This is a genomic window from Streptomyces sp. cg40 (assembly GCF_050320165.1).
Taxonomy (GTDB): Bacteria; Actinomycetota; Actinomycetes; order Streptomycetales; family Streptomycetaceae; genus Streptomyces; species Streptomyces hokutonensis.
The window spans coordinates 398,045-417,231 of sequence record NZ_CP190128.1 but is presented as its reverse complement, the minus strand read 5'-3'; the positions used below and the strand labels follow the sequence as shown (position 1 = coordinate 417,231).

Annotated in this window: 16 protein-coding genes; 2 read left to right on the top strand and 14 right to left on the bottom strand. The window is 71.5% G+C overall.

Features of this window, described 5'->3' with window-relative positions:
• Positions 1-2: 2 nt before the first annotated feature.
• The 11 genes from ACQHII_RS01735 to ACQHII_RS01685 form a co-directional block, all read right to left on the bottom strand.
• Positions 3-854: a creatininase family protein gene (locus ACQHII_RS01735; protein ID WP_019071635.1), complete on the bottom strand. Its 852-nt coding sequence runs from the start codon at positions 852-854 to the stop codon at positions 3-5.
• A 67-nt stretch (positions 855-921) separates the two neighbouring features.
• A complete protein-coding gene (locus ACQHII_RS01730) occupies positions 922-1,380 on the bottom strand; it encodes a cytidine deaminase (RefSeq protein ID WP_427917476.1) in 459 nt (152 codons plus the stop codon).
• Positions 1,377-2,141 (bottom strand): amidohydrolase family protein, encoded by a 765-nt coding sequence (locus ACQHII_RS01725; protein WP_427917475.1) that lies wholly within the window; start codon positions 2,139-2,141, stop codon positions 1,377-1,379. Before ACQHII_RS01725 ends, ACQHII_RS01730 begins: the two co-directional genes overlap by 4 nt.
• A 19-nt stretch (positions 2,142-2,160) precedes the next feature.
• Positions 2,161-3,123: an ABC transporter ATP-binding protein gene (locus ACQHII_RS01720; protein WP_427917474.1), complete on the bottom strand. Its 963-nt coding sequence runs from the start codon at positions 3,121-3,123 to the stop codon at positions 2,161-2,163.
• Positions 3,120-4,133: an ABC transporter ATP-binding protein gene (locus ACQHII_RS01715; protein WP_427917473.1), complete on the bottom strand. Its 1,014-nt coding sequence runs from the start codon at positions 4,131-4,133 to the stop codon at positions 3,120-3,122. Before ACQHII_RS01715 ends, ACQHII_RS01720 begins: the two co-directional genes overlap by 4 nt.
• Positions 4,130-4,819 (bottom strand): alpha/beta hydrolase, encoded by a 690-nt coding sequence (locus tag ACQHII_RS01710; RefSeq protein WP_427917472.1) that lies wholly within the window; start codon positions 4,817-4,819, stop codon positions 4,130-4,132. Before ACQHII_RS01710 ends, ACQHII_RS01715 begins: the two co-directional genes overlap by 4 nt.
• Positions 4,820-4,824: 5 nt before the next feature.
• Positions 4,825-5,895: an ABC transporter permease gene (locus tag ACQHII_RS01705; protein ID WP_427917471.1), complete on the bottom strand. Its 1,071-nt coding sequence runs from the start codon at positions 5,893-5,895 to the stop codon at positions 4,825-4,827.
• Positions 5,892-6,803, bottom strand: a complete 912-nt coding sequence (locus tag ACQHII_RS01700) for an ABC transporter permease (protein ID WP_427917470.1) — start codon at positions 6,801-6,803, stop codon at positions 5,892-5,894. Before ACQHII_RS01700 ends, ACQHII_RS01705 begins: the two co-directional genes overlap by 4 nt.
• Positions 6,796-8,451: an ABC transporter substrate-binding protein gene (locus tag ACQHII_RS01695; protein WP_427917469.1), complete on the bottom strand. Its 1,656-nt coding sequence runs from the start codon at positions 8,449-8,451 to the stop codon at positions 6,796-6,798. Before ACQHII_RS01695 ends, ACQHII_RS01700 begins: the two co-directional genes overlap by 8 nt.
• 152 nt (positions 8,452-8,603) lie before the next feature.
• Positions 8,604-9,416, bottom strand: coding sequence for an N-acyl homoserine lactonase family protein (locus ACQHII_RS01690; RefSeq protein WP_427917468.1), 813 nt, complete (start codon positions 9,414-9,416; stop codon positions 8,604-8,606).
• A gap of 92 nt (positions 9,417-9,508) precedes the next feature.
• Positions 9,509-10,057: a CGNR zinc finger domain-containing protein gene (locus tag ACQHII_RS01685; protein WP_427917467.1), complete on the bottom strand. Its 549-nt coding sequence runs from the start codon at positions 10,055-10,057 to the stop codon at positions 9,509-9,511.
• A gap of 100 nt (positions 10,058-10,157) precedes the next feature.
• Between ACQHII_RS01685 and ACQHII_RS01680 the strand changes: the two genes are divergently transcribed.
• Together ACQHII_RS01680 and ACQHII_RS01675 are read left to right on the top strand one after the other, a co-directional pair.
• Positions 10,158-11,390, top strand: a complete 1,233-nt coding sequence (locus ACQHII_RS01680) for an MFS transporter (RefSeq protein WP_427917466.1) — start codon at positions 10,158-10,160, stop codon at positions 11,388-11,390.
• 125 nt (positions 11,391-11,515) lie between these two features.
• Entirely contained in the window at positions 11,516-13,906 is a 2,391-nt protein-coding gene (locus ACQHII_RS01675; protein WP_427917465.1) for an ATP-binding cassette domain-containing protein, read from the top strand.
• Between the two features lie 43 nt (positions 13,907-13,949).
• Here the strand turns inward: ACQHII_RS01675 and ACQHII_RS01670 are convergent, their stop codons facing one another.
• Genes ACQHII_RS01670 through ACQHII_RS01660 form a run of 3 tightly spaced genes read right to left on the bottom strand, consistent with a single transcriptional unit; the run spans position 13,950 to position 19,102 of the window.
• Positions 13,950-16,058 (bottom strand): bifunctional serine/threonine-protein kinase/ABC transporter substrate-binding protein, encoded by a 2,109-nt coding sequence (locus ACQHII_RS01670; protein WP_427917464.1) that lies wholly within the window; start codon positions 16,056-16,058, stop codon positions 13,950-13,952.
• A gap of 33 nt (positions 16,059-16,091) precedes the next feature.
• Positions 16,092-18,269: a bifunctional serine/threonine-protein kinase/ABC transporter substrate-binding protein gene (locus ACQHII_RS01665; protein ID WP_427917463.1), complete on the bottom strand. Its 2,178-nt coding sequence runs from the start codon at positions 18,267-18,269 to the stop codon at positions 16,092-16,094.
• Positions 18,266-19,102, bottom strand: coding sequence for a hypothetical protein (locus tag ACQHII_RS01660; RefSeq protein ID WP_427917462.1), 837 nt, complete (start codon positions 19,100-19,102; stop codon positions 18,266-18,268). The genes ACQHII_RS01665 and ACQHII_RS01660 overlap by 4 nt, the downstream gene beginning before the upstream one ends.
• Positions 19,103-19,187 lie beyond the last annotated feature (85 nt).

Genomic DNA, 19,187 nt, shown 5'->3' with positions numbered 1-19,187 from the left:
CTTCACGCCTGGCGTCCGGGACGGTGAGTGGGGTCGGGCCACGGTTCACGGACCGCCGTGGACACCGCCCGGGCTGTGGTCAGGACGCAGCGGTCGAACTCCGCCTCGCCGTGCTTGGGGTTCGCGTCGGCCACGTCCCGGCCCCACACCCCGGTCTCGCTGACCTGGTCCATGCGGTAGTCCCAGAACGAGTCGACGTCGACATGGGAGGTGGCCCGCTCCATCCGCACCAACTCCGGCGCAAGATGCAGCATCACGGACGTCTCGAAGAAGTTGGCGTGCATCAACGCCCGCCCGTAGGTGACGTGTCCGTCCACCTCGGGCCCCGGGTACATCGTCACGTACCCCAACGCCCGCACCCGCGCGTCCCGGTGACGGACCCTCAGCTTCTCGGCCGACACATCCAGCGCGCCGTTGTTCCAGATGTGCCCGTTGAGCAGCACGAACTGCCGTACTCCAGAGGCGTAGAGCGAGTCGATGACGTCCTCGACGACGGCGATCATCGTCTCGGGCCGCAGTGCCACCGTCCCCGCGAAGTCGCCGTGGGACGCCGACACGCCGAAGCTCAGCGGCGGTACGACGGGCACGCCGGTCAGCGCGGAGACACCGAGGGCGACCGCCTCGCAGATTCGGGTGTCCACGGCGAGGGGGAGATGGGGGCCGTGCTGTTCGGTGGCGCCCACGGGGATGATGACGGCGTCCTGGACCGCGGCCGTGGACTCGGCCTCCGGCCAGGTCAGCTCCTCCCACAGCACTGGCGTCCCGGATCCGCCCAACTGCGCGGCGAGTTCGGGGACGTCGAGCCCGGTGGGGACGGTCCGACCGGACGGACCGGTGACGAAGACGGACGACATGGCTCTCCTCTCCTCGGGGCCGACGGCGTTCGTCATCGGCGTGGACTCTTCTCGGGATCGACGGCGTTCACCATCGGCGTCGGCTCTTCTCGGGCAGCAGATCCAGGGCGCGCAGCGGGACGGGCTCGTCCCCCTCGACCGTGGTGACCCACACGGTCGCGTCCGGGCAGTAGTCGCTGATCAGCTCGCGGCACACCCCGCACGGAGCGATGATCCGGAACCAGCCCGCCGGTTTGATCTGCACCGACACCACCGACGTGACGCTCAACTCCGCACCGCCGGGAAGCGCGCCCCGGGCGGTGCCCATGGCCACTCCCTCGGCACAGATCGAGCTCCGCCGGCAGGAACCCTCCACATGGACCCCGGTGTGCACCCGGCCGTCCGCCGTGCGCAGCGCGGTCGCGACCTCGTGACGGCCCGACCGCCACACCCGGGCCAGCAAGTGCTGTGCGGTGGCGAGGAGTTCGACATCGTCCTCGCTCATCGACGGCGGTACGGCGACGGGCCGCACGTTCGTGGCGCTCATACCGTCAGCCCCAGGAGCCGGGCCATGTTGCCGCCTTCGACCAGCGCCCGGTCCTTCTCGTCCTCGACCGCCTTGGCGATCTTCATGCGCTCCAGGTCGAAGTCGGAGCCGGGCCACTCGCTGCCCATCAGGATCTTCTCCGGCCCGAGCCGCGCGTAGGCGCGCTTCACATCGCTCATCAAGGTCGCCGAAGTCTCCAGGTACACATGCGGCTGCCGCTCGGCCACGATGATCGCCTCCGGCACGTTCCACACCGCCCCCATGTGAGCGATGATCGTGGGCACTTGGGGGTGGTCCCGCGCGATCTCCTCGATCGCGAGCGGCGCGCAGAAGGCGTCGTCGAGAGCGTTGATCAGCACCAGCAGTCCGCGTCGCTCGCACGCCTCGAAGACCGGGTCCAGCAGGCCGTGGTCGGCGACGTGATAGCCGTGCAGACTAGGATGCAGCTTCAGCCCGACCAGACCCGCGTCGGCCATCCGGTCGATCTCGTCCAGCGCGTCGTCGGCCTGCGGCATCACCTGCCCGAAGCCGAAGAACCGGTCCGGGTACGCGGCCACCAACGAGGCGATGAAGTCGTTCTCGATGCGCTGCGCGAGCGAGCACACCATGGCCATGTCCACCCCGGCCGCGTCCATCCGGTCGAGGATGCGGCGCGGCTCGAAGGGTGTGTACGGCGGCGGGGCCTGGCCCTTGCGGGCGCCGGTGAGGTAGTCGGAACGGCCGCGGACGTCCTGGGTGGTGTTGTACGCGTCGATGATCAAGGCGGTTCGTCCTTACTCGCTACTCGGTGGGGACCAGGGGGAGATGGCAGCGCACACTGCGGCCCGGCGCGATCTCGCGCAGCTCGGGCGCACTGATCCGGCACTGCTCCGTGGCGATCGGACACCGGGTGCGGAACAGACAGCCCTCGGGCGGATTCGCCGGATCGGGCAACTCGCCCTCCAGCACCTCCTGTTCACGCTTCTCACCGGGACGCAGCACCGGCACGGACGACAGCAGCGCGCGGCTGTAGGGGTGCGCGGGGGCGGCGAAGAAGGCGTCGCGGGAGGCGATCTCGATGATCTGGCCGAGGTACATGACCGCGATCCGGTCGGCGATGTGCCGGACGACGCCCAGGTCGTGCGAGATGAACAGCATCGTCAGGCCCCGGTCGCGGACCAGATCGGAAAGCAGGTTCAGCACCTGCGCCTGGATCGACACGTCCAGCGCCGAGACCGCCTCGTCGGCCACCACGAACTGCGGTGACGAGGCCAACGCCCGTGCGATGCCGATGCGTTGGCGCTGACCACCGGAGAACTCGTGCGGCCTGCGCCCGCCGGCCTCCGCGCCCAGCCCGACCAGGTCGAGCAGCTCGGCCACCGTCTTCGTGGCCTCCGCACGGGTGGCGCCGCGTGCCCGCAACAAGGGTTCGGCGACGATGTCGGCGATCCTCCGGCGCGGATTCAGCGAACCGAAGGGATCCTGGAAGACCATCTGCAACTCGGCCCGGGTACGGCGCAGTTGGCGCCCGCGCAGCCGGGTGAGGTCGGTGCCGTCGAACTCGATGCGGCCCGAGGCGGGCTCGATCACCCGCAACAGGGCCCGCCCGAGCGTCGACTTGCCGCAGCCCGACTCGCCGACCAGGCCGAGGGTCTCGCCCTGGAGGATGTCGAGGTCGACGTCCCGCAGCGCTCTGACCCGGCCGCCCGCCCGGCCCGGGTACTCGACCCGCAGCTCGCGGGCCTGGATCAGCGCGGCGGTCATGCGAGGCCTCCCTGGGTACGGGCCGTGGCACGGGCGGGGGAGGGCAGCAGACACGCGTCGAGATGCCCGTCGTCGCCGTGCCGCTGCCGCAGCACCGGCCGCTCGGCACACGCGTCGTGGACGAAGGGGCAGCGCGGCGCGAACGCGCAGCCGGCCGGCCGATCCACTCCGGTCAGCGGACTGCCCGCGATGGTCGGCAGCCGTCGTACGACAGGACCGTCGATCGGCGGGACGGAGCCCAACAAGCCCATCGTGTAGGGGTGTTGAGGATGGAACAGCACCTCCTCGCGCAGTCCCTGCTCCACGATCCGGCCCGCGTACATCACCGCCACCCGGTCCGCGACCTCGGCCACGACGCCCAGGTCATGGGTGATCAGCAGGACGGAGGTCCCGTGGTCGCGCTGGACGCGTTTGAGGACGGCCAGCACCTGGGCCTGGATCGTGACGTCGAGGGCGGTGGTGGGTTCGTCGGCGATGAGTACCGCCGGATCGTTGGCCAGGCCCATCGCGATCATCACGCGTTGGCGCATGCCCCCGGAGAGCTGGTGGGGGTAGGCGCGTGCGGTGCGGTCCGGGCCCGCGATGCCGACCTCGCCGAGCAACTCCACCGCCCGGTCCGTCGCCTGACTCCGCGTCACGTCCCGGTGCGCGCGGATCATCTCGGAGACCTGGGCGCCTGCCCGGTGCAGCGGGTTGAGCGCGGCCAGCGCGTCCTGGAAGACGACCGCGATGTCCTTGCCGCGCACCCCGCGCAACTCCCGTTCCGACGCGGCGACGAGGTCACGGCCCTTGAAGACCGCCTCGCCGCTGATATGGGTGCGCGGACCGCGGTTCAGCCCGACCAGGCTCATCGACAGGGCGGACTTCCCCGACCCCGACTCGCCCACCAGCGCCAGGACTTCGCCCTGCCGGAGGGTCAGGTCGACGCCGTCCACCGCGGGCAGCCGACCCGCCGGCACGTCGAACTGGACACGCAGGTCGCGTACTTCGAGCACGGGCGCGGACGTCATGAACCCTCGCCCACGGCCACGGCCGCCGTGTGGATGAGGCCGGCCACGCGCTCGGGCCACACCAGGGTCGTGTAGTGGCTGCCCGGAACGTGCTCGACGGTCGCCTTCATCCGGGCCGCCATGTCGTTCTGGATCTCCGGGCGCAGGGTGCGGTCGTCGTCGGCGACCAGGTACCAACTGGGCAGGGTCCGCCAGGCCGGTGTGCCGGTCGGCTGGGTGAAGATGAGGTTCTCCGCCTTGCGTCCCTCGGCCTCCACCACGGCCCGCTGCTCGGGGGAGAGATCGGGACCGATCTCCGCCCAGAACGCCTCGCTCGTCTCGGACTTCCACTCGCCGTTCGGGCCGCGCCGCATGTACTTGGAGATCTCGGCCTCCTCGTACCGTTCGACGATCCCGTTGACCGTCTCGCCCTCGTCCGGCCCGAACGCGGCTATGTACACAAGCCCCTTGACCCTCGGATCGCGCCCGACGTTGCTGATGACCGCGCCGCCGTAGGAGTGCCCGGCGAGCAGCACCGGGCCCGTCGTCTCCGCCAGCACGGCCGCCGTGTTGGCGATGTCGTCCTCCAACGAGGTCATCGGGTTGGTGACGACGAACAGCCGGTGACCGCGGGCGGCCAGCAGGGGCTGGACGGCCGACCAGGTCGTCGGCCGTCCGCCGGCACCGTGGACGAGCACGATGTCCATGCGGGTCATCCTTTCCGTAGCCGCGGATCGAGGACCGTGTAGAGCACGTCCACCGCGTGGTTGACCAGGGTGAAGAGGAGCGCGATGGCGAGCGCGGCGCCCTGCACGACCGGGTAGTCCCGTTGCAGGACGCCCTGCACGAGCAGGCGGCCGACACCGGCATACGAGAAGACCGTCTCGGTGATCACCGAACCACCCAGCAGCGACCCGAACTGGAGCCCCAGGACGGTCACGATGGGCAGCCACGAGTTGCGCAGCACGTGGTGGCGGATCACCACGCCCTCGCTCAGGCCCTTCATCCGCGCGGTCCTGACGAAGTCGTCGTCGAGGACCTCCAGCACCGAGGCGCGCACGATGCGGGTGATGAACCCGGCCATCGACAGCGCCAACGTGACGGCGGGCAGGATCAGATGCTGGATCCAGGGCCACACCAGCTCGGGGCGGTTCTGCAGAATCGCGTCCAGGAGAACGAAGTTGGTGGTCGGGTTGTAGTCCAGCGAGCTGGGCAGCCGGCCGAGGACCGGGAGCCAGCGCAGCCACACGCCGAACACGACGATGCCGAGCACCCCGAGCGCGAACCACGGCAGCGAGAAGCTCACCGTGGCGACGGCCCGGGTCGCGTGGTCGACCCAACTCCCTTTGCGTAGCGCCGCGATGACCCCGGTGACGACACCGAGCAGCACCGCGATCGTCATCGCCGCGAGCGTCAGCTCGATGGTGGCGGGCAGCGCGTCGCCCAGCAGACCCAGGACGCTGTTGGAGCCGTAGAACGAGGTGCCGAGCCGCAGGTGCACCAAGTCGTTGAGGAAGGTGCCGTATTGGGCTATGAGGGGGCGGTCGAGGCCGAGGGCCTTGTTGACGCGCTCCTCGTTGGCGGCGAGTTCGGTGGCGGAGAGGTTGTTGCCGCCGGCCGCGAGCGAGGTCGCCGGTGAGCCGGGCAGCAGTCGCATCGCCAGGAACACCAGGCTGGCCAGCGCGAACAGCACGACGGGGATGACCGCGAGGCGTCGTAGGACCAACAGGGTTGGTCCCGCTGCCCACTTGGGCCTGCGGAGGGGGAGCAGTGCGGTCGTCACGCGGGCCCCTTCACATCGAGCGCGTCGCGCAGGTCGTCGCCCACGAAGTTGCAGGCGACGACGAACAGCAGCGTGAACGTCGCGGGCAGCACGACCAGTCGGGGTGCCGTGTAGAGGAACTCCTGTCCCGCCTGGACCATGTAGCCCCAGTCGGGCTGCGGCGGTTGGATGCCGAGGCCGAGGTAGGAGAGGCCGGCGGCGAAGCCCGCCGCGATCGACAGCGTCATGACGACCTGGGCGAGCATCGGTCCGGCGATGTTGGGGAGGAGTTCGCGGGCGAGGATGCGCGAGGTGCGGGTGCCGCCCAGCTTGGCGGCGACGACGTAGTCATGGGCCGCCTCGCGCGCGGTCAGGGCACGGGCCAGCCGGGCCAGACCGGGCGCGAGGGACACCCCGATGCCGAAGACCAGACTCAGCGTGCCCGGTCCCGCGGCCGCCACGAGGAGGATGACGAGCAGGATGGAGGGGAAGGCGAGGGCGAGGTCGACGATCCGCATCAGGATCTGCTCGACGACACCGCCCGCGTATCCGGCGACGAGTCCGATGCCGGTTCCCACGACCGCTGCCAGCGTGGTCGCCGCGAACGCCACCAGCAGCAACGGCCGTGCGCCGTGCACCAGTCGGGCCAACTCGTCACGGCCCAGGTCGTCCGTGCCGAACAGATGCCCGGACGAGCCCATGGGCAGCAGCGCCGAGGAGGTCTGACGCAGCGGGTCCGCCTGGACCAGCAGCGGCCCCACGACGGCCACCAGCACCAGGACGATCAGCACCAGCCACGACAGCACGGCCGGCCAGGACCGTGCCAACCGACGCCGACGCCATACGGCGAGGACGCTCCGCCCGGTGAAGGGCGACGAAGGGGGCCGTACGGTCGCCACGGGTGGTGGAGCCGTCGTGGTGTCAGACACTGGCCTTCTCCATGTAACACCGGTGGTTGGCGAGCGCCGCCGTGTTCATGTGCTTCACGTGCGAGCCGCTGACCACCAGGTTGGCGAAGCAGGCCAGCATCGACAGGACCATGTAGTCCTCGGCCCAGCGGCGCTGGATCTTCGTGTAGGCGGCCGTGCGCTGCGCGCCGAGGGGGAGGTTCTTGGCCGTCTCCAGGTCCGCGGCGAGCGAGGCGGTGTCCTTGAGCGTGTCCATGCCGGTGATGGTCGCGCCGTAGAGACCGGTGGGGCTGGCCATGGCGCCGACCATGTCGTTGGCGTCCGGGACGTAGGTGTTGCGCTCCCAGATCATCAGGTCGTGGTAGTCGTCCTTGCCGTCGAGGAGCCGGGTGAAATAGGTGGCCGGGTCGACGGAGGTGGTGACCACCTTGAAGCCGACGTCGGTGAGGTTCTGGGCGACGATCTGCGCGGCCTTCGGGTGCCAGGAGTCGCTGGCCGCCATGAGCCGGATCCGCCGGCCACCCGCACCGGCCTCGGCGACGAGCTTCTTGGCCTTCGCCGTGTCCTGCGTGCTGAGGTCGGCGAGGCTGGTGTCGTAGCCGCTCTGCGCGGGCGGGATGGCGTAGCCCCCGGGGAGCGCGCCGACGCCGTAGAAGGCCTGGTCGAGGATGGCCTTGCGGTCGATGGCGAGGTTGATGGCCTGGCGGACCTTGAGCTCGGGGACCCGGCGGGCGTCGATCATCAGGATCGCGTTGGCGTTGTACGGCGTCTTGTAGACCGTCACCGAGTCGTCCTTGCGCAGCTGCGCGGCGGCCGAGTACGGGGTGAACTGGGTGGCCGAGATGTCGCCGCTGAGCAGCGAACTGACGATCGTCGACGGGTCCTGGACCTGGCGCAGCACCAGCCGGTCGACGGGGGGTCTGCCGAGGCGGAAGTCGTCGAAGGCCGTGAGGGTGATGGACTGACCGGAGGTGGCGGCGGAGAAGGCGAACGGGCCGGTGCCGACGAGGTGCTTGCCGATGTCCGCGCCGTACTTCTTCAGTGCGGCCTTGGAGATAATGCGGCCGCCGATGTCGGACAGCTGGCCGAGGGTGGTCCGGTCCGGCTTCTTCAGGACCATCTTGACGGTCAGGTCGTCCGGGGCGGTCAGCGAGGCGACGTTCGCGCCGAGGTCGGACAGCGGGCGGGTGGCGCCCTTGGGGAGCGTCTTGTCCTTCTCGTCGAACTGCCGCCCCAGGCTGGCCAGTACGTCGGCCGAGGTGAGCGTGGTGCCGTCGTGGAACTTGACGCCCTCGCGCAGCGCGAAGGTGTAGGTGAGCTGGTCGTCGGAGATCGTCCAGCTCTTGGCCAGGTCGGGGGTGGGCTCGTTGGTCTCGAAGGAGATGAAGGTCAGGCCCCGGCAGATGCAGTCGACGGCCATCCAGTCGCCCAACGAGGTGTAGAACGACGGGTCGTTGACCGCGCTCGTCGCGTCGATGGCGAGGGTCAGCGTGCCGCCCTTGCTGCTCCCCTTCGCGTCGTCGGCCGCCGCGCCGCAGGCGCTGAGCAGGGCGGGGAGCCCGAAGCCGACGCCCACTCCGAGGAGTCCCGCGCCCCGGAGCATGGTGCGGCGCGACGCCGTCGACGGGGTGGAGCCGGGTGAGGACGATCCAGCTGACTGGTCCGGCATGTGGGCCTCCTTGGGCACCGATCCTCGGATAATGGATCTCAAAGTGTCAAGATTGGATCCAATAACATGTTCAGGGGCCACAGAGTCCCTCTCGTGTCCCGGGTGTTAAAGGCGTGTGAACCGGGCTGTGGGCGTGATCCGGCCAGTGCCGGTTACGCGCCCGGCGCGCCCCGGCGGCGGATCAACTCGGGCCAGACCGCGGGGTCGTGACCGGGAACGAGTTCGTAGCCGCGTTCGGCGGCGATGCGCTTGAGCCGGCGGATGGGCTCCACCGTGCTCTCCGGGTCGACACCGATCGAGGCCCCGATCGGCCGCTCGTGCTCGATGTTCTCGGTGAGGTCCGCCGCGTCGAAGGCGAACACGAAACCGCCGCCGTCCGCGAGGTCGACGACGAAGCTCTGATGTCCGGGGGTGTGCCCGGCGGTCAGTACGGCGGTCACGCCAGGGGCGATCTCGGTGTCCCCCTCGGCCTGTCGCCAGTCGATGCGCGGGTCGTCGAAGTCGACGCGGAAGATGGAGTGGCGCTCGACCTCCGGCTGCCCGGACAGGCCGTAGGCCAGCTCCTCGCGCTGTACGTGCACCGGCACCCGGCCCGCGAAGTGCTTGAGTCCGCCCGCGTGATCGGCGTGCAGATGGCTGACGGCCACCGCGTGGATCGCGTCCATCGCGATGCCGGCCGCGTCGAGGGCCTCCTCCAGCGGCTCGCCCGGACCTGGCAGGATCGGCCGGTAGTTGGGGGAGCCGTAGAAGCGGCGGCGCAGGGCCGGGTCCCGGATCAGCGCGGTGTTGAAGCCGGTGTCGAGCAGCAGCCAGCCGCCGTCGCACTCCAGGAGTACCGCCGGTACAGGTTCACGCAGCCGTTCCTCGTACGGGGCGCCGAGCACGGAGACGGACTTGGGGAGTTCCTCCCAGCCGAGCAGCAGGGGCACGATCCTGCGTACGCCGTGTCGTGTCATGAGGTTCATGGGTGATCCGTTCCGGGAGGGATCCACACTTTAAGTAGGTGGATCCCAAAGGCGGTTGCGGAGAGGTGAACAAATCCTCTCCACCGCGCCGGTCAGGCCGTCCGGCCGCGCAGGGTCTCCTTCTTGGCACGGTTTCCGCACGTGCCCATGGAGCACCAACGGCGGTTCCCGGGGCGTGAGTCGTCGAGGAACAGGGCGCCGCAGGCCGGACCCGCGCAGTCGCGGACGCGGGTGAGTGACGGGGAGGTCGCGAGATCCAGGGCGTCACGGGCGACGAGGGCGAGAGTGGCCCGGACGGGGTCCTCGGCCCGCCAGTCGAGCCGCCCCGCGCCGGTCAGGCGCGGTACCGGGACGGGGTGTGCGGCGGCCTGGTTGACGAGGGCGATCGAGCGCGCGTCGGGCAGCCGGCCGGCCTGGGCCGCGGTGATCAGGACGTAGACCGCCTCGCGCAGGTCGCGTGCCCGGGCCGCGTCGCCACCCCCTCCGGTCGCGCAGGGGCCGCACTGCCGCACCCATGCCGACAGGGCCCCGGCGTCGGGGAGTTCCTCCACCGCGTCGGGCGAGCCACGGTGGCGCAGGGTGCGGATGAAGTCCAGGCAGAGGCGCCCGGCGCCCTGGCGGAAGCGCGGAGTCGATGACACGAGCCCACCCTACTCCCATGGAACCGGTTTAAGTGGTGCCAGGAGAGCGGCTCTCCTGCTACCGTCACCTGAACCAGTCAAACCGGTTCTCGCGTGAGGTGTGTCCGTGCCCCGCTGGGTGATCCTCGTCCTGTCCCTCGCTTGCGGTGTGGGCGCCTCGACCATCTACTTCGCGCAGGCGATCAGCTCGCTCGTCGCTGCCGACCTGGGCGTCTCCGCCGCCTCGGCCGCCCTCGTTGTCACGGCGGCCCAATTCGGGTACGCGGCCGGGATCTTCCTCCTCGTCCCGCTCGGTGACCGGCTCCCGCACCGCCCCCTGATCGTCACCCTGCTCGTGCTCACCGCCGCCGGACTGCTCGGCGCGAGCGCCGCGCCCTCGCTCCCGCTGCTCGTCGCCGCGAGCGCGGTCACCGGCGTGACGACCGTCGTGCCCCAGATCATCATCCCGATGGCCGCCGGACTCGTACCCGCTGAACGCCGCGGAGCCGTCACCGGCACCCTCCTCAGCGGCCTGATCGGCGGCATCCTCCTGGCCCGTACCTTCAGCGGCACCCTCGGCGAACGGTTCGGCTGGCGGGCGCCGTACCTCGTGGCTGCGGTCGTCTTCCTGGTGCTGGCAGCGGTCCTCTCCCGGGTCGTCCCGCCGACCACGTCCTCCACCCGGCACCGCTACCCGGCCCTGATAGCCGCCCCGCTCCGGCTGCTGCGCACCGAACCCGACCTCCGCCGCTCCTCCCTCTACCAGGCCATGGTCTTCGGTGGCTTCAGCGCCGCCTGGACCACGCTGACCCTGCTCGTCACCGGACCGACGTACGGCATGGGCGCCCAGGCGGTGGGCATCCTGGGACTGGTCGGCGCGGCCAGCATGTTCAGTACGCCGCTGGCCGGGCGGCTGGCCGACCGCCGAGGCCCCGACAGGGTCAGCCTCCTCGCCATGCTCGGCACGATCGCCTCGGCGGCGCTGCTCCTACCGGCCGCCGGGGGCGGCACGGCCGGCCTGCTGACCCTGGCCGCGGGCATGCTGCTGCTCGACGTCGCCGTCCAGTCCGGCCAGGTCGCCAACCAGGCCCGCATCTTCGCGCTCCGGCCCGAGGCCCGCGCCCGTATCAACACCGCGTACATGACCTGCGCGTTCCTCGGCGGCAGCGCGGGTTCCTGGCTCGGGGTGCGGACGTACGACCGGTTCGGCTGGCGGGGTGTGACCGGCCTGGTGGCCACCCTGGCCGTGGTCGCGCTCGGCCGGCACCTGCTCCACGTACGCCGGGCGCGGCTCGGCGCGAGCGGGCCGGACCGGTCAGGATCCGAGAAGCGCGAGGCCACGCCTTCCCCCTAGCGTGACTGCCAGGTGCGGCACCGTGCACCGGAAGCGGACGTACCGCTCGAAGCCTGGTTGGATCGAGCCAGGCGATGACCGCCGAGCGACTTTCGGCGACCTGGCGCAAACGGAGGGAACGCACGATGAGCAAGGCCACGAAGACGGATACGCAGTCGCCGGGGCTGCACGCCGCCGACAGCCACGACCTGATCCGTGTGCACGGGGCGCGCGAGAACAACCTCAAGGACGTCAGCATCGAGATCCCGAAGCGCCGGCTGACGGTGTTCACCGGTGTCTCCGGCTCGGGCAAGAGCTCACTCGTGTTCGACACCATCGCCGCGGAGTCGCAGCGGCTGATCAACGAGACGTACAGCGCCTTCGTGCAGGGCTTCATGCCGACGCTGGCCCGCCCCGAGGTCGACGTCCTCGACGGGCTGACCACCGCCATCATCGTCGACCAGCAGCGGCTGGGCGCCGACCCCCGCTCCACCGTCGGCACCGCCACCGACGCCAACGCCATGCTGCGCATCCTCTTCAGCCGCCTCGGAAAGCCGTACCTCGGCTCGCCCAAGGCGTTCTCCTTCAACGTCGCCTCGATCAGCGGCGCCGGCGCGGTCACCATGGAACGCGGCGGACAGAAGGTCAAGGAGCGCCGCAGCTTCAGCATCACCGGCGGCATGTGCCCGCGCTGCGAGGGCCGCGGCTCGGTCACCGACCTCGACCTCACCCAGCTCTACGACGACTCCAAGTCCCTTGCGGAAGGCGCCATCACGGTGCCCGGCTACACGGGCGGCGGCTGGAACTCGCGCCTCTACATCGAGTCGGGCTTCTTCGACCCCGACAAGCCCATCAGCAAGTTCACCAAGAAGGAACTCCAGGACTTCCTCCACCGCGAGCCGACCCGGATGAAGATCGCGGGCATCAACATGACCTACGAAGGTCTGATCCCGCGCATCCAGAAGTCGATGCTCGCCAAGGACCGGGAGGGCATGCAGCCGCACATCCGCGAGTTCGTGGACCGGGCCGTCACCTTCACCACCTGCCCCGACTGCGACGGCACCCGCCTCAACGAGGGCGCCCGCTCCTCGAAGATCAACGGCGTCAGCATCGCGGACGCCTGCGCGATGCAGATCAGCGACCTGGCCGAGTGGGTGCGCGGCCTCGACGAGCCGTCGGTCGCGCCGCTGCTCACCGCGTTGCGGCAGGCTCTCGACTCGTTCGTCGAGATCGGGCTCGGCTATCTCTCGCTGAACCGGCCGGCGGGCACGCTGTCGGGCGGCGAGGCACAGCGCGTGAAGATGATCCGCCACCTCGGCTCCTCCCTCACCGACGTGACGTACGTCTTCGACGAGCCGACCATCGGCCTGCACCCGCACGACATCCAGCGCATGAACGACCTGCTGCTGCGCCTGCGCGACAAGGGCAACACCGTGCTCGTCGTCGAGCACAAGCCGGAGACCATCGCGATCGCCGACCACGTCGTCGACCTCGGCCCGGGGGCCGGTACGGCGGGTGGCACCGTCTGCTTCGAGGGCACCGTCGAGGGGCTGCGCACCGGCGGCACCATCACCGGCCGGCACTTCGACGACCGGGCCAAGTTGAAGGAGTCGACCCGCAAGCCCACCGGCACGCTGGAGATCCGCGGCGCCAGGGCCAACAACCTCCAGGACGTCGACGTCGACATCCCGCTCGGCGTCCTCGCCGTCATCACCGGAGTCGCGGGCTCCGGCAAGAGCTCGCTGGTGCACGGGTCGATCCCGGTCGGCGAGAACGTCGTGTCGGTCGACCAGGGCGCCATCCGCGGCTCACGCCGCAGCAACCCGGCGACGTACACCGGACTCCTCGAACCGATCCGCAAGGCCTTCGCCAAGGCCAACGGCGTGAAGCCGGCCCTCTTCAGCGCCAACTCCGAGGGCGCCTGCCCCACGTGCAACGGCGCAGGCGTCATCTACACCGACCTGGCGATGATGGCGGGCGTGGCCACGACGTGCGAGGAGTGCGAGGGGAAGCGGTTCGACGCGTCGGTCCTCGAATACCACTTCGGCGGGCGTGACATCAGTGAGGTGCTCGCGATGTCGGTGACCGAGGCCGAGGAGTTCTTCGGCGCCGGTGAGGCGGCAACTCCGGCCGCGCACAAGATCCTTACCCGCCTCGCCGACGTCGGCCTCGGCTACCTCAGCCTCGGCCAGCCCCTCACCACCCTCTCCGGCGGCGAACGCCAGCGCCTCAAGCTGGCCACCCACATGTCCGAGAAGGGCGGCGTCTACGTCCTCGACGAGCCCACCGCCGGCCTCCACCTCGCCGACGTCGAGCAACTCCTCGGCCTGCTGGACCGGTTGGTCGACTCCGGCAAGTCCGTCATCGTCGTGGAACACCACCAGGCCGTCATGGCCCACGCCGACTGGATCATCGACCTCGGCCCCGGCGCCGGACACGACGGCGGAAAGATCGTCTTCGAGGGGACGCCCGCCGACCTGGTCGACGCGCGGTCGACGCTCACGGGCGAGCATCTGGCGGCGTACGTCGGCGGGTGACCGGCACATAGCTACCTTGCAATCAAAGGGAGTTGTGTGAGGCTCACGTCTTCTTGCCGATGTCGGCGGAGCGCGCCACGAAGCGGGCGGCTCCGCCGGACACCCGGTACAGAAACCCTCCGCCGTCGTCGCCCGTCACGAAATACTGCGTGGAGGCGTCGAAGCTCATGAGGCGGGTGATGCCCTGCCAGGGGCGGCGCAGGAGCTCCGAGCGCAGGGCGGTGCGGCCGTCGTCGCCGACGGAGGCGAGGCCGTGGGCGGCGAACCGGACGGCGTCGTACGCCTCGGCCGCCCAAGGTCCCGGCGCGTGTCCGTGCCGGGTGCGGAACGCGGCGGCGAACGCCTTGGTACGGGGGTCGGAGTCGGCGTCGGTGTAGCTCGTGCCGATCCGCCAGTCCGCGCCGACAGCGAGGAAGGGGGCGCCGAGGACGTGCTCGCCCGCGACCCGGGCACCTTGGTGGCCCGCGTCCCGCAGCGCGCGGGCGCAGGCGGCGGCGCGGTCGGGGCGCACCCCGCCGAAGAAGACGGCGTCGTGGGGGCGGGCCGCGATACGGCGGGCGGCAGCGGTGAAGTCCTCGTCCGGGGCGACCTCCTCCACCGACGTCTCGCCGTCGAGCTTGCCGTAGACGGTGGTGATGCGGACCGTGGCGAGGCTCTCCGCCTCCGTGGCCAGGTCGTGCACGATCACCGTGCGGGCGGCTTTGGCGACCCGGTTCAGATAGATCAGTGCCGCGAACGGGCCGACGGTCCGGGTGGCGCGCAGCACGAGCGTGCTGGTGACGTTGGCGGTGTCGAGGGCGTCGGTGTCGGCGCGGGTGACCAGCAGGGTCAGCCGGGCCTTCGCACAGGGGTCCAGGGCGGCGGGCACCGTCGCGTTCGGGCCCGCGGCGATCACCACGGACACGTCCGGGTCGGCGGCCAGCCGGGCGGCCGCCGCGGCGGTGCCCTTCGCGGTGCCGGTGTCGTCGGCGGTGCGCAGGACGAGGTCCACGGTTCGCTCGGCGTCCCGGTTGTGCTGCTCGACGGCGAGGAGGGCGCCGCGCCCGTGGTCGGTGAAGAAGGGGTCGTCCGGGCTGCCGAGCAGGGCGAGGACATGGCGCGAGCGCCGTACGGAACCGGTGTTCGCCGACCCGGCGGACCGGCCCCACTCCCACCACGCGCCCGCCCCGGCCACCGCGGTGACACCGAGCGCGGCCCCCGCGACCAGCAGCCGCCGCCGGGTGGGCGAGGGCGGCGCGTCCACCGGGGCGGGCCCGGCGAGCATCGTCGGGTCGGGAACGGGCAGGTCGAGGACGCGTGCGGCACGGGCCGCGACCAGGGCCGGCAGCCCTTCGGGCAGCCACTCCGCCACGGTGAACTCGCCGAGGACGTCGCGGAGTTCGGAGGCGCTGGGGCGGCGCTCCGGTTCCTTCGCCAGACAACGCCGTACGGTTTCGGCGAGGCTATCCGGTACGCCGTCCAGGTCCGGTTCCTCGCCGACGGTCCGGTACAGCACGGCCGCCGCGCCGCCGGTGCCGAACGGCGGGCGGCCGGTGGCCGTATGGGCGAGGACGCAGCCGAGGGAGAAGACGTCGCTGGGCGGGCCGACGGTGAGCCCACGGGCCTGCTCGGGGGAGAGGTAGCCGGGGGAGCCGACGACGGAACCGTCCGTGGTGAGCGCGGTCGCGCCGACGGCCCGCGCGATCCCGAAGTCGATCAGCCGCGGCCCGTCCGCGGCCAGCAGCACGTTCGCGGGCTTCACGTCCCGGTGGACCAGCCCGGCCGCGTGCACCCCGTCCAGCGCCTCGGCCAGCACGGCACCGAGCCCGCGCAACTGGGCCTCGGGCCAGGGTCCGCGCAGCGCCACCGCCTCGGCGAGGGACGGGCCGGGCACGTATGCGGTGGCGAGCCACGGGGAGCGGGCCTCGGCGTCGGCCGCGACGACCGGCACGGTCCACCGGCCTGTCAGGCGCGACGCGAGCTCGGCCTCACGGCGGAAACGGGCGCGGAAGCCGGGGTCGTCGGCGTACTCGGCGCGGATCACCTTCAGCGCGCACCACGCGCCGTGCGGCGAGCGCGCCAGATAGACGACGCCCATGCCACCCGCACCGAGCCGTCCGGCGAGCCGGTGCCCGCCGATCAGGGACGGATCGGCGGGCAGGAGCCGTTCCACGACAGCCGCCTCCGTTTCCCCGTCGTCCGTTCCTCAGCCCTGGCTCTGCGCCGCGCGGTTCAGATCGCCGAGCGATCCCAGCTGCCGGAACCGCCCGCCGCGGACCTCGTGGACGAAGGTCTCGTCCGCCCAGCCCGTCGAGCTGTTGTCGTACTGGTGGAAGTCACCGAAGGCGTAGGTGCGGGCGATGCCCTGGTACTTCACCTTCGCCAGCCGCACGGCGAGATCGGCCCGCACCGGCCGCCTGCGCGCCCCGGCCGGGACCGTGTGCGCGAACTCGGCGAGCAGCATCCTCACACTGTCGTACGCCTCGGTCGCGTACGGCTCCGGTGTGCTGCCGTAGCGCTTCCGCCAGGCCGCGGTGAAGTCCTCGGCCCGCTTCGTCTTCAGCGCGGAGGGGTCCACGGCGTCCGTCACCACGTACCAGCCCTCGCCCGCCGCGCCCGCGAGGCGCGGGAAGTCGGAGCCGTAGAGCTGGTGCTGCATCCAGCGCGGTCCGGTGAAACCGGCGGTGGCCAGCTCCCGGGCCGTGCGGACGGTGGCGTCCAGGGCGCCCAGATACACGAAGGCTTTGACACCGGCCGCGAGCACGTCACGCACCGTCTTCGGGCCGTCGTCCGTGTCCTCGGCGACCACGCGGGGCACGACCTCGCTCTTGAGGACGTTGCGCCAGTTGCTGACCAGCTGGGTGCCCTCGTCCTGCATGGGCGAGCCCCCGGCCCGGTCGATCACGACGCCGGCCGGCACCACCTGCCGGGTGATGTAGGCGTGCAGTGCGATCCAGCCGCCGAGCGCGCCGTGGGCGGGGGCGCTCTGGAACGAGGTCTTCGGCGAGGTCACGAAGTAGTCCTGCTGGCCCGTGCTGCTGGAGACGTGGGTCAGGCCGGCCGCACCGTACACGGCCGGCGCCGCCCGCATGGGAATCTCGGCGACCGGTCCCAGTACGGCGACGACGTTCCGGTCGGCGGTGAACTCGCGTGCCACCGCCCGCGCGGTGTCCGCGTCGCCCTTGTCGGCGAGGACCTTCACCTTCAGGTCGTAGGAGCGCTTCGGCGTGGCGTTGTGCTGGGCGACGGCGAGGCGGGCGGCGTGCTCCGAGGCCCGGCTGACGGCGGCCTCGGCCGCTCCGCCGGTGGTGTGCACGCCGAGGACGTACACGGGACGTGCTGGGCTCGCGGCCGGTTTCTCGTCGTCCCCCGACGCCCACACCGCCGCTCCGGTCCCGCCGCCCGCGAGCAGCAGCGCACCGCCGGCCAGCAGCAGACGGCGCCGGCCCGGGTGCCGGACGGGGACGGCCGGATCGTCGAGGACCGTGGGCTCGACGTCCGGGAAGGCGAGGCTCTCGGCGGCCCGTGCCGCGACCATCCGGGCGACGGGGTCGGGGAGCCAGCCGCCGGAGGCGTCCGGAGCGTCGTCGGCGAGCAGACCCCGTATGTCGTCGGCCGTCGGCCGCGCGTCGGGGTCCTTGACCAGGCAGCGTTCCACGAGGGTCCGCAACTCGCCCTCCACACCGGAGAGTTCGGGCTCGCCGTGGACCGTGCGGTACATCAGGGCGTCCGGCGTCCCGGTGCCGAAGGGCGGAGCACCGGTCGAGGCGTACGCCAGCACGCAGCCCAGGGTGAAGACGTCGCTCGCGGACGTGGCGGGTTGCCCGTCCGCCTGTTCCGGGGCGAGGAACCCCGGGGTGCCGACCACGAGCCCGGACGCGGTCAGCGCCGTGTCGTCGGCGGCGCGCGCGATGCCGAAGTCGATCAGGCGCGGCCCGTCGAGGGCGAGCAGGACATTGCCCGGCTTGACGTCCCGGTGGACGAGCCCTGCCGTGTGCACGGCGTCCAGCGCTCCGGCCAGCAGCCCGCCCAGGACACGTACCGCCCGCGACGGCAGCGGGCCGTGCGCGGCGACCGCCTCGGCGACGGAGGGCCCGGGCACGAACACGGTGGCCAGCCACGGCTCGCGCGCCTCGGCGTCTGCGTCCAGGACGGGAACCACCCACGGGCTGTCCACCCGCCGCGCCAGCTCCACCTCCCGCGCGAACCGGGCCCGGAAGTCGTCGTCCCCGGCACCCTCGCCCCGGATCACCTTGACCGCGGCGAGCGCCCCGGTGTCGGTGCGCCCGAGATACACGACGCCCATACCGCCCGCGCCGAGCCGCCGCAGCAGCCGGAACCCCGCGATGCGGGACGGGTCGGAGGACCGCAGCGGCTCGCTCACTGCCCCGCCCCCGTCGTCCCGGTGGGTTCGGCGGTCTCGCCGGCCCTGCCCTTGCTGTCGATGCTCGCCGCGACGAAGGTCATTCCCTTGCCCATGTCGGTGGTGACGGCGGAGTCCTCGGCCTCGGTCCGGCCCGAGCCGTGCCGCGTGGTCGCGGCCACGGTGACCGGCCCCATCCGGAACTTGTACCAGTCGAAGGGATGCGCCTTGCCGCCGTCGGCGGCCCAGTTCCCGCTCTCCGTCAGGTCGTCGTCGGAGATCACGGACCGCGCGTCGGCGAACGCGTCGGCCCGGGAGAACAGGTCGAGCACCCGGTCGGTGGCGTTCAGTTGCTGCCCGGGGCAGCGCAGCGCCTCCTCCAGCGACCCGGCCATGTCGCGCCGCGCCGACACGACGTCCTGGTGCACGGTGACGGTCAGCGACACGTACACCGGCCCCTTGCCGCCCTTCGCCGGCAGCTCGTACATCCGCGTGAGACTGGCCAGCACGGTCCCGGGCAGCGCCTCGCGCCGCCACAGGCAGTCCTCGCCGAGCACGGCCCACTCGGCCGGGTCGCTCTCGAAGGGATCGCGTTCGCGGTATCCGGTGCCGAAGTAGTCCGGGCGGACGGTGAGTTCACGAACGAACGCGACCGCCTCGGCCCGCGTCTTCGGCGCCCGGTCCTCGGCGAGCGTGTACGGCTCGTTGACGGACGATGCCGAGGCCGAGGGAGAGGTACCGGCCCCCTCCTTCGGCGTCCCCTCCGCTTTCGGCCCGCCGCTCGCCCCGCCGCTGCATCCCGCCAGCAGCAACGCCCCCGCGGTCGCCGCTAAGACTGGTCTCCACCCGGCCATGCATCACTCCCGCCCCTGATGCCCGCACCCGTGGGACGAGTGTGGCGCACATCAACGTTCTTGGTTGCCAACTGCCCTGAGAAAC